The organism is Acinetobacter sp. ANC 3813, assembly GCF_002135435.1.
Classification (GTDB): domain Bacteria; phylum Pseudomonadota; class Gammaproteobacteria; order Pseudomonadales; family Moraxellaceae; genus Acinetobacter.
Genome location: NZ_NEGK01000009.1, coordinates 98,050 through 124,350, shown reverse-complemented (window position 1 = coordinate 124,350; position 26,301 = coordinate 98,050). Strand labels below are relative to the sequence as shown.

Genomic DNA, 26,301 nt, shown 5'->3' with positions numbered 1-26,301 from the left:
AAAAACTATATGAGGCCAATATGATGAGAGCGCTTATTATTACAGTGGCGGGTTTATGTTCAGCCATTACATTATTATGGGCAGTACTAAAGCCTGGCTTTGATTCTTGGGCGGCATTTTTAGCAGCATTTGTAGTATTTTTATCAAGTTTTAAGATCGCTAAAAAAGTAGATAATACCACGCCACCAATATCTGTAACAAAAAATCAGGAAGTTTTTGATGACTCAATAGGGCTACAAGCTGACGTTATACAGGGGGTAGTGATTAATAAGGGTAATGGAAATGTGGAACAAGAAAGTGCCAAATAATCAAGAACAAGCTGTAGAAGGTGGTTCTATTGCGTTACAGGCAGAACAAATAAATGATGTAACCATTAATAATGGAGTTTTAATAACTGAGATCATACCCATTTGTAATCAATTGTTTGACATGAATTTTCCTCGCCTAAGAGATGAAGCTGCTAAAGTCGCACTTGAAAATGTTCATAATTTTTCTATAGCTTTACAAGCAAACCTTAATCAAAACATTGAAAATATTTTATTAGAAAAATTAGCTGATCCAGATATACAGTTTTGTCTTAACCAATCTATACAATTGGCTGCAAGATTTGGTGAAAAAGCGCATCCAGATTTATTGATTAAATTGATAAATACTAAGATGTTAGAAAGTACTGATGATTTTAATAATTTAATCTGCAATCAGGCTATTGAAATAGTACCAAAGCTAGTTTCTAAGCATATAGATTTTATAGTTTTTATTTATCTTCTTGATACTTTTTTACCTAGCTATGAAAAAGAGGATGATTGGAATAATGATCTAAAAGTTGAGTTTTTTTTAGGTAATATAAACGAAATAATTGAAAAATTAATCTTACCTTTCTCTCAATATGAACGGGTTGATTTAAAAGAAGCGAAGTATTTAGAGTCTATAGGCATCCTTATACACAATAATAATCATTTTGCTTATCGAGCAATTGATAAGCATACACATCATTATTCAGCTATGGGTATAAAGGAAGAGGATATACTTAATGTGATTTTGGAAAATTCAGCTTTAACCTATAAAAAACTTATTGATAACTATGACAACTTATTCAGAGGTCATTATTTTGGTATTTCTGCAATTGGTGAGCAAATTGCAATTAGTACTTTAAAAAATTATGGATTGTATGAATTATATAGGTCATATATTTAAAGCACCTCACGGTGCTTTTTTATCTCATTAGGTATTTAAATTTTGGGATTTACTATGTAAGAGTAAATTCATTTTTTCTAACAAAAATTTATATTTTTCTATTTCTAAAAATAATTCTGGTGTTGGATTATTTGAGTAACCTTTCTCTAAGTCACTAAGTAGGTCACTGTATAAAGCTGTTAGTGCCTCAACTGTACCCGCTAAAAAACCCTCACCATATTCAATTTTTTGCTCTTTAGTGAAAGTTGATCCTTCAAAGCTCTCTTCCAGTCTCGCCACAATATCCGCATTAATAGAGCGATTCAGCTCTTTAGCCGATGCTGTAATCTTATCTTTTAATTCTTGAGGCATTCGAACTTTATATTCAACACCTAGATGCTTGCTCATATCAATAATCTGTTTTTCGAAATTGATTCAATAATAATAAACCCCACTGGGGTTGACAAGGTTTAATTAAAAGAATAAATTTTAAATACACCCCACTGGGGTGTTAAAAAGCCCCGAATAATCTTGGCGGATCACGGGGCTAGTTATCAATCTTTAGCGAGAAAACTGATATGAATAGTTTAACATTATCTTTTAATGAAACAATGTTTAATGTTGTTAGATACGAACAGGACATTTGGTTAACATCTACTGAATTAGCTCAAGCCTTAGGATATAAGCAAGAAAATGCAGTAAGTAAGATTTTTAATCGTAAAGCAGACGAATTCACTCAAAAAATGACGCAGGTAGTTGAGAATCCTCAGCTACCCAGTTTGGGTATGCGGATATTCTCACTTAGAGGTTGTCACTTAATCGCTATGTTTGCCCGTACACCAGTCGCTAAAGAATTCCGAAAATGGGTACTCGACGTATTAGACAAAGAATCACTACAGCAGCTAATCGACACACGTGTAAAAATCAACGCAGAGCAGCAAGCTGAACTCAAAGAAATTGTCGACCGACGCGCCCAAGGTGAACGCAGACTTCATGCAGAAATGTGGGCACGTCACAACAAACACTTCCGCATTGCACGCTATAGCGATCTGTTGGCCATTCATTTTCAAGACGCAGTGAATTACCTAGAAACCCTAGAAATTAAGTCAAAAGGGAACATCTATATAGATGAAAAACAATCCCTAGAAATGCTTTGCGTACATGCTCGCTTCTTTCAAGCATGGTGGAATACCCATAGCCCAGCATTGGCCAAACTCAATCCATTACTGGTGAGCATGCTCAACGACAATATGTTCTCAATGAGTAGTGCTATATCAGGCGTGAGTAAAAAATGCGGCTTTAAAATGCCAAACTATGATTACGACCACATGTTTGAACTTAAAACACTGCCGCATGAGCGATATAAATTGCTCAAGTAAAAATAGACCGCCTTCGGGCGGTTTTTTATTTCAATTCTTTTACCTATATAGGAACTATTCTGGGTTTAACGTTACATTGGCTCTGGCAAAATTAAAAGGGAAGTCTAGTCGGCTTTATGGTGTCAAAATTTGACCGTATTGCCTTTTCCACATGGCTAAATGCTATATATAAAAAAGCCCTCAAGTGAGGGCATTTTGATTGCGAATATCATATAGAAAAATCCTTAGGTTCAGTTAAATGACCAATGAATTTAGCTTTAATAACAAGGGGGATGGTTTGAAGATTCTCAACATTTCCTCTGAGAAGATATCCTTCAGGTTCAGGATGGCAGTTCAAATTAAGTTTAAGTTTAACCGAATCACCAAAAAAGGAATGAGCTTTACTATCATGTTTTACAAGATAAAGAATAGCTTGATCATCCTTTATTGATCCAGAGTACGAATATAATGTATCACCACCATTTGCAATACAATGGTTTACGACCAAAATTCCAGTACCAAAATCAAAGTTTTTACTCTTGAAAAAAAGTAAATAAATTCCGTTATTCATGACAACTCTCGATATGGAGAATAAACTATAAAAATGGCTTGAATTAAAATAAATAGTAAATTCAGAGTTAATGACTATGCGGGTTTTTCATCCTGATTAATTGAATTTGCTTCAGTATGGTATTTATCTTTTTTCTTAGATTTTATTTTTTTGTATAAACAACATGCTAAAACACCAACACCTATATACTTTAGAATTTTCATGGCTTAGCTCACGATAGATTTAATGGGGTGTATATTATTGTCATATTGTGGTAATTATTGTGCTTTTTTTTGTAATTGAAGTAAATTTTAAAATATAATTTAATATTAAGTAAAAGGTATTTTGCAAGTAAGTGAAAACTATAAGAAATAAAAAAACAAAATGACTATAATATATATAGATACACTTGAGTGCTATCTAAATAATTAGAATAGGAGCAGTCTGTAACTGTCATTAATACTAATGACAATACAGGATCATCATTATGTCAAATTCAGAAAGTCAACAAGGTTCAAATCAAAAAAACCAAACAAATAAACAACCTGATAGTGATCAGGGAAATCAACACCAAAAACAGCAAGAAGCCCCGTCATCTAAGCAGCCACAACCTGAGCCTAAACAGCAGCAGCAACAGCAACCTAACCAAACCCCCTTCAAAGAAAAGTAAGGCTTAAATGTAAAAATAAACCAAACTAAGTAATTGAATTATCTAAAAATATTATAGATTTTTTGATTACTAAACTGCAATAAAGAGGCTAACCCTTTTTATTGCTGAAGAGAGAGTAAGCAATGATTATTAAACATGTTCTAGTTCATAAAATGTATGAGGAGTTTCATCGCTATCCGCGTTTATCATTCACAGGAGAATTTGATGAGAATAGTAATTTGATTAATCTTACTAATTCTTACGGAAATAGCTTTGAAAGAATATTAGGCACTTATCAGTGGAAAATGGATAATTCAGATGACGTATATTTTGTGGAGGAGGATGCTTTTTATAAAGATAATTAATTTTAATATAGGAGTTTCCTCATGAAAATTAATATATTAATCCATCTTAAGGATAAAGCTGAAATTAACAGGTTATTAGGTCTAGAATATAAGCAAAACGCTAATGACCATGCTTTTAATGGGCTCTATGGTAGATTTATTTATCAGCATGTTGATAATATTAGTGGTCGTATATTGTTTTTAAAAAAATTTAATAAAATTAATAATAGTATTTGAAATATCCAATAACTCTAGAGAATAAAAAATGATCTCAAACAATTTAAAATTAATTAGCACTATTTTAGCAATTATAGGTGTCGCAGCCTATTTCTATTTCCAATACCAAATGTGAACTGATATTCCTGGCGGCTTCAAAGAGGGAGCTGAGCCGTACAATGGGTTTCGATATGCGCGCGACAATCAACTTAAGTCTGTAGATCAATACGATGATGAAAAAGGTGATCCACACATGAAAGTAAATGATGAATTTTAGAAGGATGTAAAACTTATTTTATGAAATGAAAGTGTGTATTTCCTAAGAACGGCTTGTGAATTGTTAACGCTCTCAAGTGAGGGCTTTAAGTAATAATTGTTAACTTATTCTAATCAGTATTGATAAGGATCAAGTGCTTATATTTTTCCAACTTACATAGATGCAATCAGATACACCTGAATTGAAAAAACACGAATTTAAAGGCGTAGATTGATAAGCCTGCTATATTTTATAGCATGTATTAAAATTAAAGGATGGAAATCAAAATGGCTAATCAACAACCGAACCAACAAAATCAGCAATCTGATCCTCAGAAACAACCTAATCAACAGAATGATCAGAAACAGCAGCAACAAGCTGACCCCAAAAAACAACCAAATGAACAACCTGAAAATCCACAGAAACAACAGAAGTAATTCTGATTATCAAAAAGCCCTCAAGACTTAACTTGAGGGATTTTAATTATTAAAACTTAATAAAAGTGTGTTCTGTATGGAAATAGAGCCAAGTTTTTATTTTTTATTCTTTCCACCCATCAACAATATCAGCCCATTGTTGCAGCATGTCTCTGCGCTGGCTCATATACTTGGCGTGATTATAGGATGCTCGAACCTTGTTTTGTGCAGCATGCGCCAACTGCTTTTCAATCCAATCTTCAGCAAAATCCAATTCATTCAAGATGGTAGAAGCTGTGGCTCGGAAATCATGAGCTGTAACAGTCTTTAATCCCATGTTTTTAAGGGCTACATTTAGTGTTGTACCGCCAATCGGGTTTAAATTACCCCCGCTATAGACAGCTGGAAATACATATTCCTTATTTCCAGACTCAATGTGTTGCTGCTGCAATAGAGTATAAAGCTGATCAGACATGGGCACTAAGTGAATCCTATTTTTCTTTGTTGTTCTTTCTTGGGAATTGCTTCGTGTAGAAATAGGAAAATTGATTATTTTTGACTCAAAATCAACATAACTCCATTTCATGCGTCGTATTTCGATTGATCGCAGCATTGTGTATGCCATTGTGAGCAGCGCATTTCTAACTGTTGCTGATCCTCTAAAATTATCAAGACCTTTCCTAAAATGAGCTTGCTCTTCCTTTGTTAATGGCCTTGCGTGCTCCGTATCAGGGCGAGTGATAGAACCACGAACAGCATAGGTTGGATCGTTCTCTGCTCTTAAAGTTGCAATTGCATAGCGCATAACAGCACCTATGATCTTTATATTGTTGAGCGCGGTAATTTCACCAGTGCCTCTTTTACCAGTTGTTCTGACACGAGACACAGTAGATCTAGCAATGTAAAGAACATCAGCTGCCGATATTTCAGCAACATTCTTGTGTTCAATAACTGGATATATATCAAGTTCCAGCGATTTCCTTATTTTATTAACATACTTATCGGATCTAGCTTTTAAGATATCAGCAATATATTCCTGCGAGACCAATCCAAAAGTGTTTGCATTCTGGATGCTAGCCTCTATTTTTTCATCTTTTCTGACTTGAGAGGGATTTTTGCCGTCATTCAACATTAGTCTGGCATCATCTTTAGCTTTGCGAGCGTCAGCAAGACTCACATGCGGATATTCACCGAGGCTGAGCATTGATGCTTTGCCTTCAAAACGATATCTGTACCGCCATAACTTTGTGCCACTCGGGCGAATTTCTATACATAAACCATTGTGATCAGCTATACGATATGTCTTTTCGCGAGGCTTTAAGCTTCTAATTTTGGTATCTGTGAGCATAGTGAGTAACTTGAAATGGGGGAAGTTGTATTTAAGAGTTACTCACGATATTACTCACAATTATGGATTTTGCATATAGGATTTATATTTTGTATGATTTGCTAAGATATTAATTATAAGCAAATAAAAATAGTTTAAATTTTGTATAATTTGTTTAGATTTTTAAAATAATGTTTTCAGACGAAAAAAACTATTTTGTAGCGGTATTGCCAGTTAATCATCAGCTGAGCTTAAAAAAAGTAGCGGCAGCATTTGGCTGTAAAAAACTAAAAATGGCTGATCCTAAAGATGCAGAGCGTTTAACGGGCTATTTGGTTGGCGGGATTAGCCCATTGGGTCAGAAGAAGCGCTTAAAAATAGTGATTGATGCTTCTGCAGAAAGCTTAGCTAAAATTTATGTCAGCGGCGGAAAGCGCGGTTTAGATATTGGTTTAAAACCGCAAGACCTTGCTAAAGTACTGGGTGCAAATTTTACAGATTTACTGGATGAGTGATTGATACGGAATAAAAATCAGTTTGGCTTAAAAAGTTTGAAATCTGCAGCTCAAGAGCTTTTTTTTAAAAAGGCCTATAACTGTAATTGTCGAAATATCATTGGGTTGAGTTTTTTTGTTTTAAGATTTAACCCAAAAATAGAACATCATCAAAACCGCTATAAGCACTCTAATACAGCGTATCGAAAAAAGGTGGCATCAGCCGCCTTTTTTGTTTTATAAGGAATGAGCCGGATGAGTGATTAAAATAATGAATCAGAACAATAAGATTTTTATAGCAGCCAGCCTAGCCAATGGCGCAAGTTTTTCCATGATTTTGCCTTTGCTGGCGCCTTTGGTACGCCAGCTTCAGTTATCAGAACTGCAAGCTGGCGCTATGGTGTCTATAGGCGCTTTATTGATGGCTATTTCTGCAATTTATATTAGCAAACATCAACATAAATACTCTATTTTTCAATTGTTGAGTATAGGCTTTATTGGCATGGCGGTCACTTGGGGGATTTTTACGGCAGTCCTCATGTATGGCCTCACCATACAGCTGTCTTTAACTCTGTTATTTGCTCTTTTGATGTTTGCGCGCGCCTGTACAGGCATTTTTATGGCAATGCCGCAAATTGCTTTACAAACTTTTGTGATGACGGCTTATGACAGCGAGCAGGAGCGTTCACAAACGATGTCGAAATTTGGCGCATTAAACAGTGTCGGTGTTGTCTTTGGGCCTTTTTTAACAACAGTATTGCTCACTTGGGGCATGCTAACCCCGCTTTGGGCTTCCATATTTATACTTGCCAGCATCAGTGCGGTTATTGTGTTTGCTTTTGAACAAGATGAAATTCAGGCGCAATATCATGCTCCAGATATGCAAATTGAAGATCTTTTAGAACCATCGAATGCACCGCAATTCAGTATTAGCCAATGTTTTCCATGGCTGCTTTTAGGTTTTAGCTTGTATTTGGCCATCGTTACACTGAATCTAACGGCAGGTTTTTATATTCAAGATCACTTCAAAATGGGCATTGCACAGGGCGCCGTATCATTTGCTCAGTGTTCGTTGATTGTGGGTATTTCATTGGTGGTGATGCAGACTTTAATTTCAAAATACTTAAAGTGGTCTGTATATCAATTGCTCTGGCTAGGTTTGGTGGCAATGTCTGCAGGACTGTTAATTTCAGTTTTCACACAAAGTTTACAGATCTTTCAAGCGGCTTATGTTCTGTATGGAATTGCAGTTGCCTGTTTAATTCCAGCTTTTACTACAGGTGCGGCACAAACAGCACCGCAAGACATGCAAGCAAAAATCGCAAGCTTATGTACGGCTACACAAGCACTCAGTTTTGTTGCAGGACCTTTAATCAGTACAGGGCTTTATCAATGGAACGCTGCTTATCCTTATTATTTTTTGATCTTGAATATATTGTTTCTGGTGGCTTATTTTGCAATTAAGCAATTCGCAAGGTACCGTGAGCAGCCAGAACTGAGCAGTTAATCCATCATTTTTCAGACTTAAGATGATTCTTGCATACAATAAAAAATGCTGAAGATCTGGGGGTAATATTCTTGCAATGCTGAATGAGTTACATACAGATATTTAATGTTAATCAATCTATACAAAAAATAGCCTTAAGTTTAAATAATGGATCATAATTTAATCAATATTGTTTCATTGTTTTTGTTTTTTAAATCTCATCAAGATCCTCCTATAGCATGAAGCCTGAATAAAAAAACGGCATAGGGTCTTAAATGATTAAATTTCATGGGAAAAATGTTATAGGCGCCATTTTTGATATGGATGGAACAATGTTTGATACTGAACGCCTTCGGTTTCAAACATTGAAACAGGCATCTCAAGAATTAAACGGTGCTGAATTTTCTGATGCTTATCTTATGGCTTGTTTGGGGCTAAGCGCGTCTAGTGCAGAAGCTTTAGCAAAACAAGAGTATGGTGAAGAAACACCGTATGCTGAAATCCGCAAGCGCGCAGATGAGCTTGAGCTGGAGAGTGTGCGCAAATTTGGCGTGCCCATTAAGCGCGGTTTGGTGCAAGTGCTGGAACGGCTGCGCAAATCTGGATTACGCATGGCGGTTGCAACATCAAGCCGCAGGGCAATTGCTGAAGAATATTTGATTAATGCCAATGTTTATAAATTTTTTGATGTACTGGTCTGCGGAGATGAAGTGCGTCAAGGTAAACCGCATCCAGAAATTTTTATTACTGCAGCAGCGAAACTCAATGTGCAGCCTACAGACTGTCTAATGTTTGAAGATTCAGCAAATGGCATCCGCTCTGCGCGTCATGCCGATGGCCAGACCATTTTGCTGAAAGACATTAAAGAACCCAATGATGAAATGATGCGCAATGCTGATTTTTATTATGATGATATGTATGCCTGTTTTGAAGATTTAGATCGCTATGTTGACCATTTGGATATGCCAAGTTTAACCGAGGCTTTCCCGCAAACATTGAACCAGCTCAGTGTCGGCATTCATGGCTTTGGCGCAATTGGCGGCGGTTATTTGGCGCAGATATTTTCGCACTGGGATGGTTATACACGGCCAAAACGCATTTATGCATCTACACGCAATCCGCTGTATCAGTCAGCAGTCAATGCCTTTGGGGCATACAGTATCCGTTATGGTCAAATGTCCTTTGATGAGCGTATTGATAATGTGCAGGTGATTAACGCCGATCAGCTCGAGCAAATGCAGGAGATGTATATAGAATCAAGTGTCATTGCCATTTGCTTGCCGGAACGCGCCTTGGAAAAAGAAAGCAAAGTGATTGCTCAGGGATTAATGGCGCGCCATATGGCTTTTGATCAGCAGGAATTGCCGCTGACCTTTTTAATTATTTTAAATAAAGTGGGCGCCAAAACATTATTTTTACAGCATTTACGGCAGGCTTTAGAAGCTATTTCTGATCAGGACATTGCTGCGAACATTATGGCTCAGCATTATTTCTGCGATACCGTAGTAAACCGCATGGTTTCTAAACTGAGTGACCATAATCTCTATCGCCAGCTGCGGATAAAGCACAGTATTTTTCAGCAATATCAGCAGGACTGCGAAGAAGATGTAATGGAGATGGAGGATGCAACACATCTGAGCGCGGATCAGGAACGGCAGGCGGCACAATATGTGGAAGACTTGCGCCGTAATTTCCAGCCTGGTCATATATTACAAAACATGGATTTGATTCTGTTTAATGCCGAAGCTGATATGACAATCTATGTAGAAAATAAAAGCCCAGTCTTAAGCAAAATCCGACAAATGATTTTAGTGGAGCATATTGAAGATATTCAGTTGATTAAAAACCGTTTGTGGAATGGCGTTCATGCGATGACGGCGTGGTATGCGAGCCTGCATGGTCATAGCACAATTGGTGTTGCTCTGGCAGATAAGCGGGTGCAGCAATTTTGCCATGCTTTAGTCTTGGAAGTGCAGCAGGGCCTGAACTTACATGTTCCGAAATACCGAAAGGACTTGAAACGCATGGCTGATACTTTTTTAGCTTCTTGCGAAACGGCATATAAAGACCCTTGTCAGCGGGTTGCCCGCGATCCATTGCGTAAGCTGAATAGAAATGAACGGGTATTGGGTTCTATCGAATACCATGTTCAGCATGAGCTGCCAGTTCAGGCATTGCTCCGCGGCGCAGCCTATGGCTATGCTTATGCCGTGCAGCAAGGTATGGTCAATATCACTGGTGCGCTGCAGCATTTGCAGCATGATGTTGGCCTGATGGCGCTTCCACAAAAGCGGCAGCAGGAGATTATCAGCGCTGTAGAAATACAGCTACTCGAACTTACAGCTAATAAAATGAAAACAAATACTGTTTATGAGCTTGAAAATGCAACTCAGGGGCAGGTCGCAAGTATATAGGAGCAGCGTATTAGTCAACGATAACTGAGCAATATTCAGCTTGATGCTGAATATTGCTAAAGAAACACGTGTGCATAATACTTTCAAAACATGTTTAAATAACTGAACTGATTTTATTGTGAATTTTGCGTGTTTCTTTTACCTTCTATGCCTGTAGTGCCAACCTGCGCTCAAGATTATCCAGAGTGGCATAAAGGGCGTTCTGTATTTTCATTATGGTATTTAGAATTGCATTCTCCAGAGCTGCTAGCTTATTTGGAGCAGCTGCGCGCGGCTTTTTCTGACTTTTTATTTCAACCGAATAGCCGCCAATTTCACATCACGTTATTTATTTGCGGGTTTTTAAACTCAGAAATACACAGTCCAAACGCGCAGAATTCAGAAGCACCCAATTCAGCAATCCAATATCAATATGATGATTTCAGCTTGCAGCATTTCCAGGCACATCTTCAGAAATTGCAGTCAGCAACTTTAACATCATTTAAGCTGAAAACTGGCAGAATCAACAGTTTCGAAAGTGCTTTGTTTATTGAAATCGAAGACCCAAATAATCATTTAGACCGTATCCGTCAGCAGCTGTATCAATGTTCAGATGAAATTGCGCCGCTGCGTTACTGTCCGCATATTACAATTGGCTTATACGGCCATGCGCTGAACAGTGATGAAGTCTTTGCCCGCATACAAGCAATGGAACAGCGCTGCTTTGAACTTGACGTACAGCAGCTGACTTTTGGCAGTTATACCGCGCAGCAGCTGCAGGGCGAACTGACTGCACATCATCAATTACAATTAGGTGCTCAATGATTCATTTAATTTTAGGCGGTGCACGCTCAGGAAAAAGCCGTTTAGCAGAACAAACTGCCATTCAGCTTAACAAGCCAGTGACTTATGTGGCGACTGCACAGGCTTGGGATGATGAAATGCGCGAGCGGATTGAACATCATCAAGCGCAGCGGCCAAGAGAATGGGCGCTTGTTGAAGAACCTGTATATTTGGCAGATCGTTTAAAACAAATTGATCAAGCTGGGCAGCTCATTTTGGTAGATTGTCTGACTTTATGGATGAGCAATTTGTTAATGAGTGATAACGCGCAGCTGCAAATAGAAGAATGTACCAAGCTGCTGCAAATCCTGCCTCAGCTGAAATCTGAAATTATTTTAGTAAGCAATGAAACGGGTTTAGGCGTTGTACCTATGGGGCAGATCAGCCGTAAATTTGTTGATGAATCGGGCCGACTGCATCAACAGTTGGGTCAAATTGCTGATAAAGTCTTGTTTTGTGTGGCAGGCTTTCCAATGATTTTAAAAGGAGATAAATAATGAGCTGGTGGTTAGATGAATGCAAAACGCCAAGTGCGGAAGCAAAACAGCAGGCAGAAGCGCGTCAGCTGCAATTAACCAAACCAACAGGCTCATTATCTGAGTTAGAGCATGTTGCTGTACAGCTGGCAGCATTGCAAAATCAGGCAAAACCCAATGCAGATAAACCTTGGATTGCTATTTTTGCAGGCGATCATGGGGTGATGGAAGAAAACATCTCCGCATACCCGCAAGCAGTAACTCGACAAATGCTGCAAAATTTTGCTACCGGCGGCGCGTGCATCAGTGTTATTGCCAAAGAGTATGGTGCAAATCTACAGGTCATTGACTGCGGCTCCGTGGGTGAAGCTTATGAATATGCAGGCGTAGAGCGTCATTGCATTATTCCAGGTACCGCAAACTTCGTGAAACAGCTGGCAATGACAGAAGAACAATGTATAGAAGCCATGAATTTAGGCCGCCTCAGCGCTGAAAAGGCGCTTGTAAATGGCGCCTCTATTTATATTGCTGGCGAAATGGGCATTGGCAATACCTGCTCAGCTTCTGCAGTGGCATGTTTTTTATTAAATGAAGATGCAGAACAGCTGACAGGAGTTGGCACAGGTATTCGGGCAGAACAATTAGCCCATAAAAAGAATATTATTAATCAAGCGCTGGAGCTGCATAAAAATTATGTCGCTCAAGATGCATTTAAAGCTTTATGCGCAGTCGGCGGTTTAGAGCTTGCAGCCATGACGGGCGCTTATATCCGCTGTGCGCAAATTGGTTTGCCAGTTATTGTTGATGGTTTTATTACGACAGCTTCGGCATTGGCAGCGGTGCGGATGAATCCGGCAGTTCGTCAATGGATGCTGTTTGGCCATCAATCTGCAGAGTATGGCCATCGCCGCTTATTAGATCAGTTACAGGCTGAACCCTTGCTGAAATTGAATCTTCGCTTAGGTGAAGGCAGTGGTGCAGGTGCCGCACTCGGGCTGATTAAGCTTGCATGTAGCCTGCACAATAATATGGCGACTTTTGCGGAAGCCTCTGTAATTGGCGATAAGGTTTAATCTCACGATGTATACGCTGGATTTGCTGCGCCATGGTGAAACTGAATTGAGCCATACATTGCGTGGTTCGACAGATGACGCACTGACAGAAAATGGCTGGCAGCAAATGCAAAGCACGCTGGAACAAGCAATTAAAAATGGCGCACAATGGGACTTTGTGATCAGTTCACCGCTGCAGCGCTGTTTTACATTTGCAACACATGCGGCGACATTGCTGAATGTGGAACTGTTGGTAATGCCTGATTTCCAAGAAATGCATTTTGGAGACTGGGAAGGGCAATCTACAGCACATCTTTATCATACTCAGCCTGAAGCCTTGGAAAAATTTTGGCTGCAGCCAACAGATTTCACGCCGCCCAATGCCGAAAGTATGTTGGCTTTTGATCAGCGCGTATTGTCTGGCTTAAAACGAAGCATTCAAAATATGCAGCTCAACAACAATCACAGCGCTTTGCTTGTCACACATGGCGGCGTAATAAAGCTGTTGAAGTGTAAAGCCTTTAGTCAATCTCTAGATAATATTTTAAAAATGTCTGCTGAATTGGGACAGTTAAATCGTTTTGAAATACATCATAATTTAAGCATACGCTGTGTAGATGAAAAGGAGCATGAGCTATGACTCCTTTTTGGATCGCGCTGCAGTTTTTAACCACGTTTCCTATACGTTTACAAGCTATGCCAAGCAAAGTGCAAAATGCCCACTCGCTGCTGTTTTATCCGCTTGTGGGATTGATCATCGGTTTCATTTTATTTGCGCTTGCACTCGCGTTACAGACTGTTCCTATAATTTTACTTTCCAGTCTGATTTTGGTCGTATGGATTTGGCTGACGGGAGGTTTGCATTTAGATGGCTTGGCAGATACCGCAGATGCTTGGGTCGGAGGTTTTGGAGATGTTGAGCGCACACTGAAAATTATGAAGGACCCGGCCTGCGGTCCAATCGGGGTGCTGAGCCTAATCATTATCTGTTTATTAAAATGGTCTGCAGCTTATGTATTGCTGCAAAAGCAGCTGTATGCGGCCTTGATCATATTTCCTGTATTGGGCCGTACAGCGCCTTTATATCTGTTTTTAAGCACAGCGTATGTCCGTGAAAAAGGTTTAGGCAGCTCAATGGCTGAGCTGTTGCCGCGCAAAACGGCATGGACAGTGATCGTTCTGAGTTTAAGTATCTGTGCGTGCTTTTTATATGTAGGTTTAACAGCGCTGCTGGCAGCAGTTGTAAGTTTGCTGTATTTGCGCCATAAATTTATTCAGCGAATTGGCGGTATAACTGGAGATACGGTTGGTGCTGCTATAGAAATTATTGAGTGCGTTAGCTTGCTGATTTTTGTCATTGGATTATATTTGATTTTTTGAAGTTATATAAAAATAAAATGAATAATATTGGTTTGATCTAGACGTTTTATTTTTTGGTGAAAATTAACAAATAGACTATCAATTTGTTTTTTCTAAGAAGGAAAAAATAAAAACATCTTTGATAGATGATTATTTATTGAATAATCACTCAATAATATAAGAAAATATTTTATTTTTAATATTAGGCATAATAATTATAAATAAGTTTTGATTAAAAAATACCCAATAATAGTGATATGAATATCATTTTATATATATTTAAATCGTTACTACTCAATTTAATTCGAAAATACAGATGACAGGATGTTGTATGAAAATTTTCAACATTTTTCTGATGCTGGTTTTATTCCAATTTACAGGAAATCTTTATGCTACACAGCAAACCTCTTCAGTGGATGTCATCACTACGATTCCAGTGAGTTGTAAATTTTCGAATGTTAGTTCACAAATCATCATTCCAGAAAATGGAGGGAAAGCAACTGGAAATTTCAATCTGAATTGCAATAAAAATTTCGAGCTCAGGATAAGTTCAAAATCTTTGAAAGATGGGGAGTCGGCAACTTTTGTTAAGTCTGAAAATGGGAAAAAGCTGAGGACGCTAGTGGATGTAAATTTTATAGCTCATCATTATCAACTCAACAGTATTCAACAAATTCAAGTTTTAGATCCTTCTAGTTCGGAGCCTGGAACAATCAGTATCAGCTTAGAAACACATGTGAATTCAAGTATTCCAGCTGGGCTTTATCAGGATGTTTTGTACTTGGATGCTACTTTTTAATCATTTTCTGATGCAATAGGAGAAACTAAGGCCGCTGTTATTTATATAGATACAAATACATTTCGTGGAATCGTAAGTTATTAACTTCTATTTCAAATAATTAAACGAGAAAAAAAATGAAAACATTAACAAAAATTAGCTTAGCTGCAATCGCTGTTTTATCTAGTGCTTTAACTCAAGCGGCAACAACATCAGCAAGTATTCCAGTCAGCTTAACCATCACTAAAAAATGTACCATCAGTGATGTAGCAACGAATATCGTCATCCCGAATGATGCATCCAATGGTACAGGCACGTTTAAAGTAACCTGCAACACGCCGTATAGCATTGCAACCACGACAGCAAATACTGCAAATGCTGCGACATTTGTAAAATCAACGACCAATGCAGCACATACCTTAAGCACTCAAATTGGAGTGGATTTAAGCGGTACAGCCGTACCCGTCAATGTTGGAACGCCATTATCCCAGACCGGTTTAACGGAAGATCTTTATAACGTTCGGGCAGCGCTTGTTACAGCTGTTTCAGCAACGACACCAGCGGGTTTCTATAACGATACCCTAAACATTAGTGTTGATTACTAAGTGAATTAATTCATTGAGGATAGAATCATGAAAAAAATATTCTTAGCGATTACAGCACTGATGCTGGGCGGACATGCAATTGCTGATACTGCGACTTCGTCTATTCCGATGGGATTAGATGTTCCTAAAAGCTGTACATTTTCAAATGTTAGTACAGGAATTATTGTCCCTGAAGATGGCAGTGAAGCCATAGGCAACTTTACTTATAAATGCAATATGGATTATGGATTTAGCTCTTCAGTGAGCATGGATTCTATCGATCAAGATGGATATGCATCTCTGAAAAATTCTACAGGGCAGAAATTACCCATTTCCGCGTTAGTCAATAATATGATTACGTATCTAGACCTTAACATGAAGGAAACATGGCAAGCAGGAAGCGGATTTCTAAATTATACCGTAAATGGATATGTCAAAATAAAATTAAAAAGCCCAGTAACTGCTACAACAGCAGCTGGTGTATATACAGACACATTTCGTGTGACTATAACTTATTAATTTTAATTCAAATTAAGTATATGAGAAAAAAATGAAAACATTAATAAAATCTGTTGCAATTTTAGCAACATTACTGGGAAGTGGCTTGGCTCAAGCTGATACAACATCAGCCAGTATTCCTATGGGGGTTGATGTGCCTAGAAGTTGCACGCTTTCAAATGTAAGTTCGTCGGTGGTTGTACCTGAAGATGGCAGTCAGGCAACAGGTAATTTCACTATGAGCTGTAATATTGACGCCTATAGTTTTGTCGTAACGACAGACTCATTGGACTCTGGCAATTTAAGTCTTAAAAATGCTGATGGTATTAAATTGCCAATCCAAATTATTCAGACCTATATGTTCAACTCTGTGGCATATGGAAATTATGAATTGAATAGCGGTAGTCGAGACTGGTGGACGGGTGGCATTTTGCCTATCGGTGCGCCTATCGATGCGATCTTAAAATTTAAACTGAGAAATCCAACTACTGCAACAACCCCAGCGGGTGTGTATACAGACACATTTCGTGTTTCTGTAACTTATTAATTTTAATCGAACCAAAGTAAACGAGAAAAAAAATGAAAACATTAACAAAAATTAGCTTAGCTGCAATCGCTGCTTTATCTAGTGCTTTAACTCAAGCGGCAACAACATCAGCAAGTATTCCAGTCAGCTTAACCATTACTAAAAAATGCACCATCAGTGATGTCGCAACGAATATCGTCATCCCTACTGATGCATCCAATGGTACAGGAACGTTTAAAGTAACCTGCAACACGCCGTATAGCATTGCAACGTCTACGTCAAACACTTCAAATGCTGCGACATTTGTAAAATCAACGACCAATGCAGCACATACCTTAAGCACTCAAATTGGAGTGGATTTAAGCGGTACAGCCGTACCAGTCAATGTTGGAACGCCATTATCCCAGACTGGTTTAACGGAAGATCTTTATAATGTTACAGCGGCGCTTGTCACAGCTGTTTCAGCAACAACGCCAGCGGGTTTCTATAACGATACCTTAAACATTAGTGTCGACTACTAAGTTCTCAAATTATTGAGGATATGCTCATGAAAAAAATACTTTTAGCGATTACTGCACTGATGATGGGTGGTCATGCAGTTGCTGCTACAACATCTTCATCTATACCTATGGAAATCGAAATTGCAAAGCAGTGCACATTTTCCAATGTCAGTTCTGAAATTATTTTAAAAGAAGATGGCTCTGTGACTACAGCTGGTTATACCGTGACCTGCAATACGCCATATTCCATTTTTGCTGATAATGCGAAATGGGAAGGTGGCTGGTACACATATATATCCAATGCAGAAAATGAACGTTTGTGGACTAAATTTAAAACGATTGCATTGAGTGACAACGTTGAAGTTGCGCTGCACGTAGGGCCTAGATTATCCCGTACTGGATATTCAGCAGAAAATTACCTAATTACAGCACAGGTAGATCTGTTGAACTCACCGATTATGCCAACGACTCGCGCTGGTGTTTATACCGATACTTATTTAGTCGATGTTTATTATTAATAATTTTTAAACTTACTAAAAGGTAAGCTATTTACCTTTTATGGCTTTAAATTTTAATAATTATAAAATATTTCATCAAGGATGAAATTATGAAAACAATTTTCTTAGCGATAACAGCAATGATGATGGCAAGTCCAGCTTTTGCTGCTTCAGCAACTTCATCAATTCCCATGAGTGTGGAAATTGCAAAGCAGTGTACTTTTTCCAATGTTGCTTCTGAAATTATTTTGAAAGAAGATGGATCCGAAACAACTGCAGGTTATACAGTCACCTGCAATACGCCATATTCCATTTTTGCAGATAATGCGAAATGGGAAGGTGGCTGGTATGGGTATATTTCAAATACGCAAAATGAACGTATCAGAACAAAATTTCAAACACGTGCAGTCAGTGATAACGCAATAGTTACTTTACATGCTGGCAGTCAGCCATTGCCGCGCCCTGGTTCCTCTGTTGATGCATATTTAATAACAGCACAAATTGATCTTATAAACTCACCAATCACAGCGACTACACGTGCTGGAATTTATACTGATACCTATCTAGTTGATGTCTATTATTAATTAAAAAAATGATGGCTTTAAATTAAAAATATTGCAATTAAAGTTCTAACAATAAATAGCAGATTTGTATGGGGGACAAATAAATATGCGATTTGTAAATAATCAATCCATTCTTTTATTGAGTTTATTGATTTTAATAAAGCCAATAGCACACGCTGATCTGACAATTTCACCTGTGCAATTATATATTACTGGTGAGCGTGATCAGCGAAGTACAACGGCTACCTTAAACACTAAAGGTGAAAAAGCTGACCGTACGTATGAAATTAGTGTTTTCCGCTGGAGCCAAGATGAAGCGGGTAATGAAATTCTAACGTCAGATACTGATTTGGTGGTTAATCCTAAGGCACTGATTTTAAAACCAGACGGAAATAAAGTAATACGATTTGGTTTTAGACAGTCCATTGCTTCTATGAATTTAAAGCAGGAAGGTTCATGGCGGGTCAAATTTAATGAGATGCCTTCACCTTTACAAAAGACTGGAATGAGTATTGCGCTAAATTTCAGTGTCCCAGTGTTTGTAGGCAGTGGCTTTAAACCAGAGATGTCTTTCTATCTGAAGAAAGATACCAAAAATAAAACTATTCTTCATATTAAAAATAGCGGAAGCGCTCACTTTCAAGTGACAAAGTTCAGTATTCAGGATGCTTCTGGAAAAGTATTAAAAGATATGGAAACCATGAAATACATATTGCCTAATCGCGAAGCAGCTATGCCTGTGGATGGCGTCGATATTACTGGTAAAAAATTGAAATTTGTAATGCAGACAGATTCACAAAAGGGTAGTCAAATATACGATATTGCGGGGCTATAAAATTTATGCTCAAAGCAAAATATAATCTTATATTTCTTGCGATTTTAGCTCTAGCACATGCAGACTTTACTTTGGCAGGCGAACTGCATGCAGCTGGTGATGCAGATATTCTGCGCAATGACGATGCAATTTTAGGTTTATGGATTAATGGCATAGATCAGCATCGTGATGCTATGTTGAGTATAGTGGATAAAAAACACTATATTGAATGCAGCGTACTGCAGTCAAATTTTATGGATTTAGACAAATTTCAGCAAATTTCTCAGGGTTCTATTTCTTATTGCTTAATATCAAACCCAGAAATTGAAATTTCTGAAGACCAAGATTTACAATTAGTAAAAATCGATATTCCTGCCAGTTATATGCTGAGTCAGAATATTGGAAATATCAAGATACAAATGCCAGAGCTACCAGGGTTAGGCGGCTTTATAAATTATGATTTATTTTATCAGGGTGGAGACTACTCTGAGCAGGCAAACGCTGTTGCAGACTTAGGCATTTTTTGGAGAAATACATTTCTAAATAGTAGTCATATTTTTAGAAAAAATACGAATTCGAGCAATGATTTAGATGCTGGTCATCATACTAGATTAAATACGACACTGACGTTTGAGTTCCCCAAAAAACTTGCAAATTTACAAATTGGTGATGTAGTAAGTACGAATACAGGTTTAACTCAATCCTATTATTTTGGCGGGTTTCGATGGGGGAAAAATTTTGTTTCGCGGCCAGACTTTATTTATTGGAATACTCCGTCTTTAAAAGGGAGCGCTTTGGTTCCATCAACCATAGATCTCATTATAAATGGCAATAAAGCTTATAATTCTAAAATAAACCCAGGTGAATTTAATATTGACAGCAATATTAATTTTCGCGGTTTGGGCAGTGCAGATATGATTGTTCAAGATATTATGGGCAATCGGACAGTGCAAAATATTCCTATTTTTGTCAGTGAAAGGTTATTAAAGAAAGGTTTAACGGACTACAGCTTTTCTGCCGGAAAAATTAGATATAATTACAGTGAGGCAAGTGATGATTATCGTGAATGGTTTGCCAGTGGATATTTTAGGCACGGACTAAGCAGCAGTACAACTTTAGGAGCAATTTCTGATTATAGTCATGATCTAAGCAGTACGGGGATTTTGTGGAGTCAATATCTATATAAGCTTGGATTGTTGGAAGTAAATTCAGCTTATAGTAATGATCATCATAATGATGGCTTTACTGTCAGTACTGAATTTAAGCGGGATTATAAGTTATACAGTTTTGGGCTTAAGTATCAGTATTATAGCCGTGATTTTAAAATGTTAGGCATGGAGGATGATAGTTTTCTTCCGGAACAAGAAAACTTATTATATTTTTCAAAATCCGCTATTCCATTTCTCGGAAATTTATCACTGACATATATTGATCGGTTATTTCGTGATGATTCAGAGCGGGAAAATGAGCGAATTTTTTCTATTCGTTCTAGCCGAAGTCTTTTTGATAATTTAAACATGTCTGTCGGGTTTAGTTACGATGCCATTAATCAGGATAACAATCGTGTGGATCTGTCCCTGAGTTATCGCTTTGATGATAAGCATGCAGCTTATTTTAATCAGACAGATTCAGATTCAAACAATCTTACATTTGTTAAAAATAGTTCAAACGCAGTTGGCGTTGATTATTCTGTTGGCGGTGGGCGTTCGAATGATGAAAATACTGGGAATGTAGCAACGCGGTTAAAATCAAAAGCTGGCGATTTAGATCTGCAATATTTAAAAACAGGTGATCAGAATAATTATAGTGCTGCTTTTCATGGCGCTTTAACTTGGCTGGGGAGCAGTGTTGACTTAACAAAATCTGTTAATAATGGCTTTTCATTGGTTAAAGTAACAGATAGTCCGAATATTGATGTTTATCGCAATGATTTGTTTATAGGTAAAACAAATAAGCATGGTGAGATATTTGTTCATGATCTCATTGCATATACAAATCAACATGTGTCATTCAATGAAAATCAGCTGCAAATTGAAGATAAAGTTTCTACTGCGCGTAAGTCAATTATGCCGCTCAATAAGCGTGGCTATATTGTTGAATTTCCAGTCATACATACCAAAGAGGTAGATTTAAAGTTGGTGGATTTAGCAGGAAAACCAATAGTAAAAGGCAGTCAAGTTACTCTCGATGGAAACATGGATGATATTTATCCTATTGGCAGCGATGATGTAGTCACAGTCTATGGCTTAACAGCAGGTGTGCACCAATTACATGTTCAGATGTCAGCAAGTGAAACATGTACGGTTGATTTTGAACTAAAGTATGAAGATAAATCAAAAGAACCTCTGCAATTGGTTTGTAAGTAGAAGGAGATGAAACATGATTGCAAAAATTTTAGCTGCAGTTTTTATTGTATTTACATGTTCTAGTACTTTTGCGATTTGTACAATTTCAGATACTGGTGCAGGAGTTCTCCGTTTACAGCCTAACTCTGGAGAAACATCAACGATTCAGTTTAATATTAAATGTGATGATGCTTTTTCAATTCAATTTAATAGTCAAAATTTACAAAATAGTAATGGTCAAAGCTTTTTAAAGAATGAATCTGCTTTAGGATACACGAAACTTAAAAACACGCTGGATATAAAATATGATTTGAGCGGTGATGCGGGTGCTGAGTGGAATAAAACAATTTCTCAGAATAAAAAGGCAAATCATACTTATACAATTTTAGCCCGATTAGGTGCGATTAATTTAGAAAGCTTGGCAGTAGGAGATTATCGGGATCGAATTACCGTTAATATTGATTATTAACTTTATATAGAATGGATAAGATTATTAGATCTAATTTTTTTCACTATTCTTTTAAAATGACACCCTTGAGTGGATGTTATTTTTAAAAGTAAAGTTTATTTAAAATATTATGATTGATTTTAAAATTGAATAAGTGGTCTGGCTCTCACCAGACCTAATATTTTATTATTGGAGTATCCAAATCACTCCGTGAATTAGGCTCGGGCCTAATAACACCATAAATACACCTGCCAGAACCATACTTAAACAAGCAGCTACACCTTCTTCTTTATGGCGCATAAAGGCCTTACTTGTTCCAAAGCCATGCGCAGAATTGCCTAAGGCAGCACCTTGCGCAAATTTTGAGTGCAATTTTAATCCAGCTAAAACCAGATCGGCAAATGCGACGCCAGCCATACCTGTAATCATGGTAAATAAAATGACCAGTTCGGCAGATCCGCCAATGTTGTTGGTCAGCTCAATCGCAAAAGGCGTAGAAATAGAGCGAGACATTAAACTGAGGGTCGTTACTTGATCAAAATTGAACATTTTAGCGAGATAAAATGCGCTTACGATACCGCAGAGCATGCCGACTGCGATACCTAAACTGATTGAAATCAGATGGTTTTTAATTACTTGCCGATATTCATAAATTGGAATGGCAAAAGCCACAGTTGCAGGGCCTAGCAGCCAGACCAGCCATTTGTTTTCTTCAATATATGTATCATAAGACACATCAAAAATAAGCATAAAAACGATAATTAAAAAGGGCGCAAACAATGCGGGTGACAGCAGCAAATAAGGATGCCTTTTATGTAGTTTTTTGATGAACACATACAGAATCAAAGTCAGAGCAAAGCAAAAGAGTGAGAGCATATTCATATCATTTGCCTTGAATAATTTCGTGGGTTGAAGTGGATTCAGGCTTTGTTCGATTTTTCAGCTTTGCTTCAAGTTTAAAACCCCAATATACACAATATGCTGTACAGATCATTACACAAATGGTTCCTGCAACGACAGCTAAGGCCAATTGCCAGCCCTGAGTCAGTAGCAATTCTTTATATTTTATAAGCCCGACAACAATTGGTACAAAAAACAAAACCAGCTCAGCTAAGAGCAAGTCTGAACCCTGCTTAATCCATTCAAGTTTAAAAATACCGCTGATTAAGGCTGCAGTCAGGAGCAGTAAACCAATTACGCCTGCAGAAATAGGCAGTTTCAACATCTGCTGGATAAAACTGCCCAACGACCAAATCAGGATGAGCAAGCCTAATTGTGCCGTGGTTTTGAGCAGATACATGATGTGGGGAGATTGCGGTAAGCGAAACATAACTGATTAAATCATATGGATTTAGCCTATTGTAAAATTGACCTGCATGAATAATTATGAATAATAAAAAAATAATTATGCTGAATTGGAATAATATCGGTGGATATTAAAGCGCTGAATGTTTTTGTGACCATTGTGCAAAAGCAAAGTTTTAGTTTGGCGGCAGAGGAGCTGTGCGTCACACAGCCGACCATTAGTAAAATGATTAAACAGTTAGAAGAAGAAATAGGTGTACCTTTATTTCATAAAGGGGGCGCTGGCCGCAAGCGTGAAGCAGTAATGACTAATTTAGGCGAAAAAATTTACCAGCATGCGCTCGTTATTTTAAATGAACAGCAGCGTATAGCAGAAACAGTCATGCAGGTACGAGCCTTAAAACAAGGCCGGCTGATTTTAGGTTTGCCGCCTTTAGGTTCAGTTTTACTGAGTAAACTGATTGCCAAATTTCATAAACAATATCCAAACATCGAGTTGAGTTTTTTAGAGGTTGGCGCAACAGGTATTGAGGATGCGATTTTAGAAAAGCGTATTGATGTAGGTATATTACTTGGACATTTAAAGCCAATATTAAGCGGCATTCAAATTATGGACTCTCCGCTATGTCTGCTTTCTGCCAAGCATTCGCAATGGCATGACCGTGAACAGGTTTCATTGAATGAATTGAAAGAAGAATCTTTTTTGTTATATGCAGATACTTTTACCCTGAATAACATGATTATTCAGGCCTGCAATTTTGCTGGTTTTGAACCCAATGTGGTCTGTAAAAGCAGTCAATGGGATTTTATAGCCAAAATGGTGGAGTCTGATGTCGGCATTGCGCTACTGCCTCAGATTTATTGCAAGCAATTGGATATGCAAAAATATAATGTCAGTGTGCTGCAGAATCCAAGCTTAAACTGGACTTTAAGCATGGCATGGAATACAACTGTGGCAATGAGTCCAGCTACACGTGCATGGCTGCATATTATTGAAGACAATTTGGAGCAGATCCGTTTTTAAATTTTAGACAGATAGCTACTTTTCAAAATCACAATATTCTATTAATTTAAGATCTATAATTTTGCTGGCTAATCAGAATGAAATGGGAAGAAATTGGCAATCAGCCATGTTCAATTGCTAGAACGTTGTCTATTTTAGGCGACCGTTGGACCATGCTGATTGTCAGAAATGCCTTTATGGGCATGCGACGTTTTGATGATTTTCAGCATAACTTGGGTCTCACGCGGCATGTGCTGTCTGAAAGGCTAAAGCGTTTGGTCGATCACGAGATTTTAGTCAAGGCGCCATATTTTGATCGGCAGGAGCGTTTTGAATATCGGCTAACGGAAAAAGGTTTGGCGCTTTATCCAGTTTTACAGGCAATGACGAAGTGGGCTGATCAATGGATGGATGAAGGCCGTGGCGCACCTGTGCAGTATGTGCATAAAAACTGCGGTCAAATTTTTCAGCCGATGATGGTCTGTTCAGAATGTGGTGAAGAAGTACATGCGAAACAAGTCAAAGCCGTATTTACACAAGCTTATTATGATGCGCTGAATGAAAAAAAGCAGGCATAATTTGCCTGCTTTCAATCTTAATTAATTTCGGTACATTCCAATCAATTATAGGCAATTGGCAGGTTTTGGCACGCCAGCTAAACGGCTTAAATGGCGCGCGACCAGACCGGTATGGAACTTATCTTGCAAGACTGCATTATTAATCTCTGGGCTGACCGTTTTCATTAAAAATTTAATGAGCGGACGCGTTGCAGGAGAGTGCCCGAATTGCTGATAAAATTGGCGCACTGCTTTTAATATTTCAAAATGCCATGCGGTCAGTTCAAGATCTAAAGACTTCGCAAGTGTTTGAGCAACGTCTTCATTCCAAATAGTATAATCGACTAAATGACCATCTTGGTCGAGTTCTAGATTCATCTTTCAATAACCAATTTTTAAAATTATTTCAGGCTGATACAGCGGCTGTATTGCAGGCACAAAGTTGCAAATGCATCATAATCAATCAATTGAATCTGGTGATTTGAGTCATTTAGCAACGGCTGTTCATTTCGCAATACAAAGCAATTCTGCAAAGTTTGCAGTATACCCGATGAGGCGTGCATAACGGCATCACCCATAAATACCACACTGTCACCAGCTGTATAGAGCTGCTGTAATTTAGACAATGCCATAGGGGCAGCACTATAGCTGGCCTGTATTAAGTACAATGTATTTGATACTAGAGATTGATTAGACATTTTTATCACCATTACCAATACAGCACATGATCAAATTGCTGAATCAAACTTGTATTCAGCTCAACAAATTCCAGTTCTTGTTCAGAGCCTGCAACAAAAGAATGACTGCGATTTTTTTTTTCAATCAGGATCGGGGTCAGATCATAAAACTCAAAACTGTCGACCATATTGGAGGCAATTTTGAAAGCATGCTGCAGCTGATTAAACTCCAATTCGGATGCCAGCAAGCTAAGGGCGCCATCTTGCAGAAGCACTTTGACTTCACAGCCAAACGTGGCTAAAACCATAGTAGCAGAAAGGCTTTCATGGACTTGCAAACTGCTTAAGTTTGGCTGAGTTAAAATTACGAGTACGGTTTTCACACATTAAACCCTTTAAATACAGCAAATTTCTAAATATAAATTTTTTAGAATTGAATGAGACGTGAAGCAGATTGGACAGCATCTGCAAGTTCACCTAAGCCGACTAATTCAAATCCTTCTGCAAGGTTATGCTGTTGAATGTTATGGCGCTGCGCATTTTCCTGATCGGTAATGCCGCGCGCCAAAGCTGCGCTAACACACACAGGTAATCGTACAGACAATTTTTGCCATTCGGAAGTTAACTTGCGCTGATCATCAGGCACCCATTGCAGTGCATTGGCTACAGAAACACCGTCTTGATAGAAGAACACACGGAACTCTTCATTTTTGCGATTTAATGCTTGGGCGAGGCCCAAAGCATGCCATGCATGTATGGATGCAGGTGAGGAGGTAATCAGTAATAAAGTGCTCATTGAAATTTCACAGCGGGC

Annotated in this window: 35 protein-coding genes and 1 pseudogene; 27 read left to right on the top strand and 9 right to left on the bottom strand. The window is 38.0% G+C overall.

Annotated features, from left to right (window positions below):
• Positions 1 to 20 precede the first annotated feature (20 nt).
• Positions 21 to 308, top strand: coding sequence for a hypothetical protein (locus B9T34_RS14035; protein ID WP_086213754.1), 288 nt, complete (start codon positions 21 to 23; stop codon positions 306 to 308).
• On the top strand, positions 298 to 1,194 hold the full coding sequence (locus tag B9T34_RS14030; protein ID WP_139841276.1) for an LPO_1073/Vpar_1526 family protein: 897 nt from the start codon (positions 298 to 300) through the stop codon (positions 1,192 to 1,194). Before B9T34_RS14035 ends, B9T34_RS14030 begins: the two co-directional genes overlap by 11 nt.
• 27 nt (positions 1,195 to 1,221) lie before the next feature.
• Here B9T34_RS14030 and B9T34_RS19260 read toward each other — a convergent pair whose 3' ends face one another.
• Entirely contained in the window at positions 1,222 to 1,581 is a 360-nt protein-coding gene (locus B9T34_RS19260) for an Arc family DNA-binding protein (protein ID WP_086213752.1), read from the bottom strand.
• Positions 1,582 to 1,751: 170 nt separating this feature from the next.
• Here B9T34_RS19260 and B9T34_RS14020 point away from each other — a divergent pair, with 170 nt between their 5' ends.
• A complete protein-coding gene (locus B9T34_RS14020; RefSeq protein WP_086213751.1) occupies positions 1,752 to 2,552 on the top strand; it encodes a Bro-N domain-containing protein in 801 nt (266 codons plus the stop codon).
• A 208-nt stretch (positions 2,553 to 2,760) separates the two neighbouring features.
• Here B9T34_RS14020 and B9T34_RS14015 read toward each other — a convergent pair whose 3' ends face one another.
• On the bottom strand, positions 2,761 to 3,102 hold the full coding sequence (locus B9T34_RS14015; protein WP_086213750.1) for a GrlR family regulatory protein: 342 nt from the start codon (positions 3,100 to 3,102) through the stop codon (positions 2,761 to 2,763).
• 466 nt (positions 3,103 to 3,568) lie between these two features.
• Here B9T34_RS14015 and B9T34_RS14010 point away from each other — a divergent pair, with 466 nt between their 5' ends.
• The 4 genes from B9T34_RS14010 (at position 3,569) to B9T34_RS18895 (ending at position 4,983) form a co-directional block, all read left to right on the top strand.
• Positions 3,569 to 3,751 carry a hypothetical protein gene (locus tag B9T34_RS14010; RefSeq protein WP_086213749.1) on the top strand — a complete coding sequence of 61 codons (183 nt, stop codon included), beginning with the start codon at positions 3,569 to 3,571 and terminating at the stop codon, positions 3,749 to 3,751.
• Positions 3,752 to 3,873: 122 nt separating this feature from the next.
• The gene (locus B9T34_RS14005; RefSeq protein ID WP_086213748.1) at positions 3,874 to 4,095 is read left to right on the top strand and encodes a hypothetical protein; all 222 of its coding nucleotides are present in this window, start codon (positions 3,874 to 3,876) and stop codon (positions 4,093 to 4,095) included.
• A gap of 21 nt (positions 4,096 to 4,116) precedes the next feature.
• The gene (locus B9T34_RS14000) at positions 4,117 to 4,311 is read left to right on the top strand and encodes a hypothetical protein (RefSeq protein ID WP_086213747.1); all 195 of its coding nucleotides are present in this window, start codon (positions 4,117 to 4,119) and stop codon (positions 4,309 to 4,311) included.
• A gap of 522 nt (positions 4,312 to 4,833) precedes the next feature.
• Positions 4,834 to 4,983 (top strand): hypothetical protein, encoded by a 150-nt coding sequence (locus B9T34_RS18895; RefSeq protein WP_171265218.1) that lies wholly within the window; start codon positions 4,834 to 4,836, stop codon positions 4,981 to 4,983.
• Positions 4,984 to 5,086: 103 nt separating this feature from the next.
• Here B9T34_RS18895 and B9T34_RS13990 read toward each other — a convergent pair whose 3' ends face one another.
• Positions 5,087 to 6,310 (bottom strand): tyrosine-type recombinase/integrase, encoded by a 1,224-nt coding sequence (locus B9T34_RS13990; protein ID WP_086213746.1) that lies wholly within the window; start codon positions 6,308 to 6,310, stop codon positions 5,087 to 5,089.
• Between the two features lie 158 nt (positions 6,311 to 6,468).
• On the opposite strand from B9T34_RS13990, the pseudogene B9T34_RS13985 reads away from it, so the two are divergent.
• From B9T34_RS13985 to B9T34_RS13900, 18 genes and pseudogenes are all read left to right on the top strand, one after another.
• Positions 6,469 to 6,804, top strand: a pseudogene (locus B9T34_RS13985) (aminoacyl-tRNA deacylase); the annotation flags it as partial.
• A gap of 250 nt (positions 6,805 to 7,054) precedes the next feature.
• Positions 7,055 to 8,290, top strand: coding sequence for an MFS transporter (locus tag B9T34_RS13980; RefSeq protein ID WP_086213744.1), 1,236 nt, complete (start codon positions 7,055 to 7,057; stop codon positions 8,288 to 8,290).
• 254 nt (positions 8,291 to 8,544) lie between these two features.
• Complete coding sequence (mtlD, locus tag B9T34_RS13975) at positions 8,545 to 10,683, top strand: bifunctional mannitol-1-phosphate dehydrogenase/phosphatase (RefSeq protein ID WP_086213743.1); 2,139 nt, start codon at positions 8,545 to 8,547, stop codon at positions 10,681 to 10,683.
• 129 nt (positions 10,684 to 10,812) lie between these two features.
• Positions 10,813 to 11,487, top strand: a complete 675-nt coding sequence (locus B9T34_RS13970; RefSeq protein ID WP_416202719.1) for a 2'-5' RNA ligase family protein — start codon at positions 10,813 to 10,815, stop codon at positions 11,485 to 11,487.
• Entirely contained in the window at positions 11,484 to 12,002 is a 519-nt protein-coding gene (gene cobU / locus B9T34_RS13965; protein WP_086213741.1) for a bifunctional adenosylcobinamide kinase/adenosylcobinamide-phosphate guanylyltransferase, read from the top strand. The genes B9T34_RS13970 and cobU overlap by 4 nt, the downstream gene beginning before the upstream one ends.
• Entirely contained in the window at positions 12,002 to 13,054 is a 1,053-nt protein-coding gene (cobT, locus tag B9T34_RS13960) for a nicotinate-nucleotide--dimethylbenzimidazole phosphoribosyltransferase (protein ID WP_086213740.1), read from the top strand. Before cobU ends, cobT begins: the two co-directional genes overlap by 1 nt.
• A gap of 7 nt (positions 13,055 to 13,061) precedes the next feature.
• A complete protein-coding gene (locus B9T34_RS13955; protein WP_086213739.1) occupies positions 13,062 to 13,673 on the top strand; it encodes a histidine phosphatase family protein in 612 nt (203 codons plus the stop codon).
• Entirely contained in the window at positions 13,670 to 14,413 is a 744-nt protein-coding gene (locus B9T34_RS13950) for an adenosylcobinamide-GDP ribazoletransferase (RefSeq protein WP_086213738.1), read from the top strand. Before B9T34_RS13955 ends, B9T34_RS13950 begins: the two co-directional genes overlap by 4 nt.
• Positions 14,414 to 14,723: 310 nt before the next feature.
• Positions 14,724 to 15,191 (top strand): hypothetical protein, encoded by a 468-nt coding sequence (locus tag B9T34_RS13945; RefSeq protein WP_086213737.1) that lies wholly within the window; start codon positions 14,724 to 14,726, stop codon positions 15,189 to 15,191.
• 116 nt (positions 15,192 to 15,307) lie between these two features.
• Complete coding sequence (locus B9T34_RS13940; protein WP_086213736.1) at positions 15,308 to 15,775, top strand: fimbrial major subunit CsuA/B family protein; 468 nt, start codon at positions 15,308 to 15,310, stop codon at positions 15,773 to 15,775.
• Between the two features lie 27 nt (positions 15,776 to 15,802).
• Complete coding sequence (locus tag B9T34_RS13935; RefSeq protein ID WP_086213735.1) at positions 15,803 to 16,273, top strand: hypothetical protein; 471 nt, start codon at positions 15,803 to 15,805, stop codon at positions 16,271 to 16,273.
• A gap of 85 nt (positions 16,274 to 16,358) precedes the next feature.
• On the top strand, positions 16,359 to 16,799 hold the full coding sequence (locus tag B9T34_RS13930; RefSeq protein ID WP_139841275.1) for a hypothetical protein: 441 nt from the start codon (positions 16,359 to 16,361) through the stop codon (positions 16,797 to 16,799).
• 32 nt (positions 16,800 to 16,831) lie between these two features.
• The gene (locus B9T34_RS13925; RefSeq protein ID WP_086213733.1) at positions 16,832 to 17,299 is read left to right on the top strand and encodes a spore coat protein U domain-containing protein; all 468 of its coding nucleotides are present in this window, start codon (positions 16,832 to 16,834) and stop codon (positions 17,297 to 17,299) included.
• Between the two features lie 26 nt (positions 17,300 to 17,325).
• The gene (locus tag B9T34_RS13920) at positions 17,326 to 17,796 is read left to right on the top strand and encodes a hypothetical protein (protein ID WP_086213732.1); all 471 of its coding nucleotides are present in this window, start codon (positions 17,326 to 17,328) and stop codon (positions 17,794 to 17,796) included.
• Positions 17,797 to 17,885: 89 nt separating this feature from the next.
• The gene (locus B9T34_RS13915; RefSeq protein ID WP_086213731.1) at positions 17,886 to 18,359 is read left to right on the top strand and encodes a hypothetical protein; all 474 of its coding nucleotides are present in this window, start codon (positions 17,886 to 17,888) and stop codon (positions 18,357 to 18,359) included.
• Positions 18,360 to 18,444: 85 nt separating this feature from the next.
• Complete coding sequence (locus B9T34_RS13910) at positions 18,445 to 19,173, top strand: molecular chaperone (RefSeq protein WP_086213730.1); 729 nt, start codon at positions 18,445 to 18,447, stop codon at positions 19,171 to 19,173.
• 5 nt (positions 19,174 to 19,178) lie between these two features.
• Positions 19,179 to 21,518, top strand: a complete 2,340-nt coding sequence (locus tag B9T34_RS13905) for a fimbria/pilus outer membrane usher protein (RefSeq protein WP_086213729.1) — start codon at positions 19,179 to 19,181, stop codon at positions 21,516 to 21,518.
• 13 nt (positions 21,519 to 21,531) lie between these two features.
• On the top strand, positions 21,532 to 21,966 hold the full coding sequence (locus B9T34_RS13900) for a hypothetical protein (RefSeq protein ID WP_086213728.1): 435 nt from the start codon (positions 21,532 to 21,534) through the stop codon (positions 21,964 to 21,966).
• A 165-nt stretch (positions 21,967 to 22,131) separates the two neighbouring features.
• Here B9T34_RS13900 and B9T34_RS13895 read toward each other — a convergent pair whose 3' ends face one another.
• Both B9T34_RS13895 and B9T34_RS13890 read right to left on the bottom strand, forming a co-directional pair.
• On the bottom strand, positions 22,132 to 22,827 hold the full coding sequence (locus B9T34_RS13895) for an LrgB family protein (protein ID WP_086213727.1): 696 nt from the start codon (positions 22,825 to 22,827) through the stop codon (positions 22,132 to 22,134).
• Position 22,828: 1 nt separating this feature from the next.
• Positions 22,829 to 23,275, bottom strand: coding sequence for a CidA/LrgA family protein (locus tag B9T34_RS13890; RefSeq protein ID WP_086213726.1), 447 nt, complete (start codon positions 23,273 to 23,275; stop codon positions 22,829 to 22,831).
• Positions 23,276 to 23,374: 99 nt separating this feature from the next.
• Between B9T34_RS13890 and B9T34_RS13885 the strand changes: the two genes are divergently transcribed.
• Together B9T34_RS13885 and B9T34_RS13880 are read left to right on the top strand one after the other, a co-directional pair.
• Entirely contained in the window at positions 23,375 to 24,274 is a 900-nt protein-coding gene (locus B9T34_RS13885) for a LysR family transcriptional regulator (RefSeq protein WP_086213725.1), read from the top strand.
• 77 nt (positions 24,275 to 24,351) lie between these two features.
• Positions 24,352 to 24,831, top strand: coding sequence for a winged helix-turn-helix transcriptional regulator (locus B9T34_RS13880; protein WP_086213724.1), 480 nt, complete (start codon positions 24,352 to 24,354; stop codon positions 24,829 to 24,831).
• A gap of 45 nt (positions 24,832 to 24,876) precedes the next feature.
• On the opposite strand, the gene B9T34_RS13875 is transcribed toward B9T34_RS13880, so the two are convergent.
• Genes B9T34_RS13875 through tusD form a run of 4 tightly spaced genes read right to left on the bottom strand, consistent with a single transcriptional unit; the run spans position 24,877 to position 26,283 of the window.
• Positions 24,877 to 25,188, bottom strand: a complete 312-nt coding sequence (locus tag B9T34_RS13875) for a TusE/DsrC/DsvC family sulfur relay protein (protein WP_086213723.1) — start codon at positions 25,186 to 25,188, stop codon at positions 24,877 to 24,879.
• 23 nt (positions 25,189 to 25,211) lie between these two features.
• Positions 25,212 to 25,508, bottom strand: a complete 297-nt coding sequence (locus B9T34_RS13870) for a DsrH/TusB family sulfur metabolism protein (RefSeq protein ID WP_086213842.1) — start codon at positions 25,506 to 25,508, stop codon at positions 25,212 to 25,214.
• 11 nt (positions 25,509 to 25,519) lie between these two features.
• Positions 25,520 to 25,870 carry a hypothetical protein gene (locus tag B9T34_RS13865; RefSeq protein ID WP_086213722.1) on the bottom strand — a complete coding sequence of 117 codons (351 nt, stop codon included), beginning with the start codon at positions 25,868 to 25,870 and terminating at the stop codon, positions 25,520 to 25,522.
• A 44-nt stretch (positions 25,871 to 25,914) separates the two neighbouring features.
• Entirely contained in the window at positions 25,915 to 26,283 is a 369-nt protein-coding gene (tusD, locus tag B9T34_RS13860; protein ID WP_086213841.1) for a sulfurtransferase complex subunit TusD, read from the bottom strand.
• Positions 26,284 to 26,301 lie beyond the last annotated feature (18 nt).

Excerpts from the sequence above, each read along its gene's own strand:
- B9T34_RS13870 (WP_086213842.1), bottom strand. The coding sequence starts at position 25,508 with ATGTCTAATCAATCTCTAGTATCAAATACATTGTACTTAATACAGGCC.
- B9T34_RS13905 (WP_086213729.1), top strand. The coding sequence starts at position 19,179 with ATGCTCAAAGCAAAATATAATCTTATATTTCTTGCGATTTTAGCTCTA.
- B9T34_RS14000 (WP_086213747.1), top strand. The coding sequence starts at position 4,117 with ATGAAAATTAATATATTAATCCATCTTAAGGATAAAGCTGAAATTAAC.
- B9T34_RS14015 (WP_086213750.1), bottom strand. The coding sequence starts at position 3,102 with ATGAATAACGGAATTTATTTACTTTTTTTCAAGAGTAAAAACTTTGAT.
- tusD (WP_086213841.1), bottom strand. The coding sequence starts at position 26,283 with ATGAGCACTTTATTACTGATTACCTCCTCACCTGCATCCATACATGCA.
- mtlD (WP_086213743.1), top strand. The coding sequence starts at position 8,545 with ATGATTAAATTTCATGGGAAAAATGTTATAGGCGCCATTTTTGATATG.
- B9T34_RS13920 (WP_086213732.1), top strand. The coding sequence starts at position 17,326 with ATGAAAAAAATACTTTTAGCGATTACTGCACTGATGATGGGTGGTCAT.
- B9T34_RS13890 (WP_086213726.1), bottom strand. The coding sequence starts at position 23,275 with ATGTTTCGCTTACCGCAATCTCCCCACATCATGTATCTGCTCAAAACC.
- B9T34_RS13945 (WP_086213737.1), top strand. The coding sequence starts at position 14,724 with ATGAAAATTTTCAACATTTTTCTGATGCTGGTTTTATTCCAATTTACA.
- B9T34_RS13955 (WP_086213739.1), top strand. The coding sequence starts at position 13,062 with ATGTATACGCTGGATTTGCTGCGCCATGGTGAAACTGAATTGAGCCAT.
- B9T34_RS18895 (WP_171265218.1), top strand. The coding sequence starts at position 4,834 with ATGGCTAATCAACAACCGAACCAACAAAATCAGCAATCTGATCCTCAG.
- B9T34_RS14010 (WP_086213749.1), top strand. The coding sequence starts at position 3,569 with ATGTCAAATTCAGAAAGTCAACAAGGTTCAAATCAAAAAAACCAAACA.
- B9T34_RS13875 (WP_086213723.1), bottom strand. The coding sequence starts at position 25,188 with ATGAATCTAGAACTCGACCAAGATGGTCATTTAGTCGATTATACTATT.
- B9T34_RS13925 (WP_086213733.1), top strand. The coding sequence starts at position 16,832 with ATGAAAACATTAACAAAAATTAGCTTAGCTGCAATCGCTGCTTTATCT.
- B9T34_RS14035 (WP_086213754.1), top strand. The coding sequence starts at position 21 with ATGATGAGAGCGCTTATTATTACAGTGGCGGGTTTATGTTCAGCCATT.
- B9T34_RS13880 (WP_086213724.1), top strand. The coding sequence starts at position 24,352 with ATGAAATGGGAAGAAATTGGCAATCAGCCATGTTCAATTGCTAGAACG.
- B9T34_RS13935 (WP_086213735.1), top strand. The coding sequence starts at position 15,803 with ATGAAAAAAATATTCTTAGCGATTACAGCACTGATGCTGGGCGGACAT.
- B9T34_RS13910 (WP_086213730.1), top strand. The coding sequence starts at position 18,445 with ATGCGATTTGTAAATAATCAATCCATTCTTTTATTGAGTTTATTGATT.
- B9T34_RS19260 (WP_086213752.1), bottom strand. The coding sequence starts at position 1,581 with ATGAGCAAGCATCTAGGTGTTGAATATAAAGTTCGAATGCCTCAAGAA.
- B9T34_RS13915 (WP_086213731.1), top strand. The coding sequence starts at position 17,886 with ATGAAAACAATTTTCTTAGCGATAACAGCAATGATGATGGCAAGTCCA.
- B9T34_RS13895 (WP_086213727.1), bottom strand. The coding sequence starts at position 22,827 with ATGAATATGCTCTCACTCTTTTGCTTTGCTCTGACTTTGATTCTGTAT.
- B9T34_RS13900 (WP_086213728.1), top strand. The coding sequence starts at position 21,532 with ATGATTGCAAAAATTTTAGCTGCAGTTTTTATTGTATTTACATGTTCT.
- B9T34_RS13940 (WP_086213736.1), top strand. The coding sequence starts at position 15,308 with ATGAAAACATTAACAAAAATTAGCTTAGCTGCAATCGCTGTTTTATCT.
- cobU (WP_086213741.1), top strand. The coding sequence starts at position 11,484 with ATGATTCATTTAATTTTAGGCGGTGCACGCTCAGGAAAAAGCCGTTTA.
- cobT (WP_086213740.1), top strand. The coding sequence starts at position 12,002 with ATGAGCTGGTGGTTAGATGAATGCAAAACGCCAAGTGCGGAAGCAAAA.
- B9T34_RS13980 (WP_086213744.1), top strand. The coding sequence starts at position 7,055 with ATGAATCAGAACAATAAGATTTTTATAGCAGCCAGCCTAGCCAATGGC.
- B9T34_RS13990 (WP_086213746.1), bottom strand. The coding sequence starts at position 6,310 with ATGCTCACAGATACCAAAATTAGAAGCTTAAAGCCTCGCGAAAAGACA.
- B9T34_RS14020 (WP_086213751.1), top strand. The coding sequence starts at position 1,752 with ATGAATAGTTTAACATTATCTTTTAATGAAACAATGTTTAATGTTGTT.
- B9T34_RS14005 (WP_086213748.1), top strand. The coding sequence starts at position 3,874 with ATGATTATTAAACATGTTCTAGTTCATAAAATGTATGAGGAGTTTCAT.
- B9T34_RS13950 (WP_086213738.1), top strand. The coding sequence starts at position 13,670 with ATGACTCCTTTTTGGATCGCGCTGCAGTTTTTAACCACGTTTCCTATA.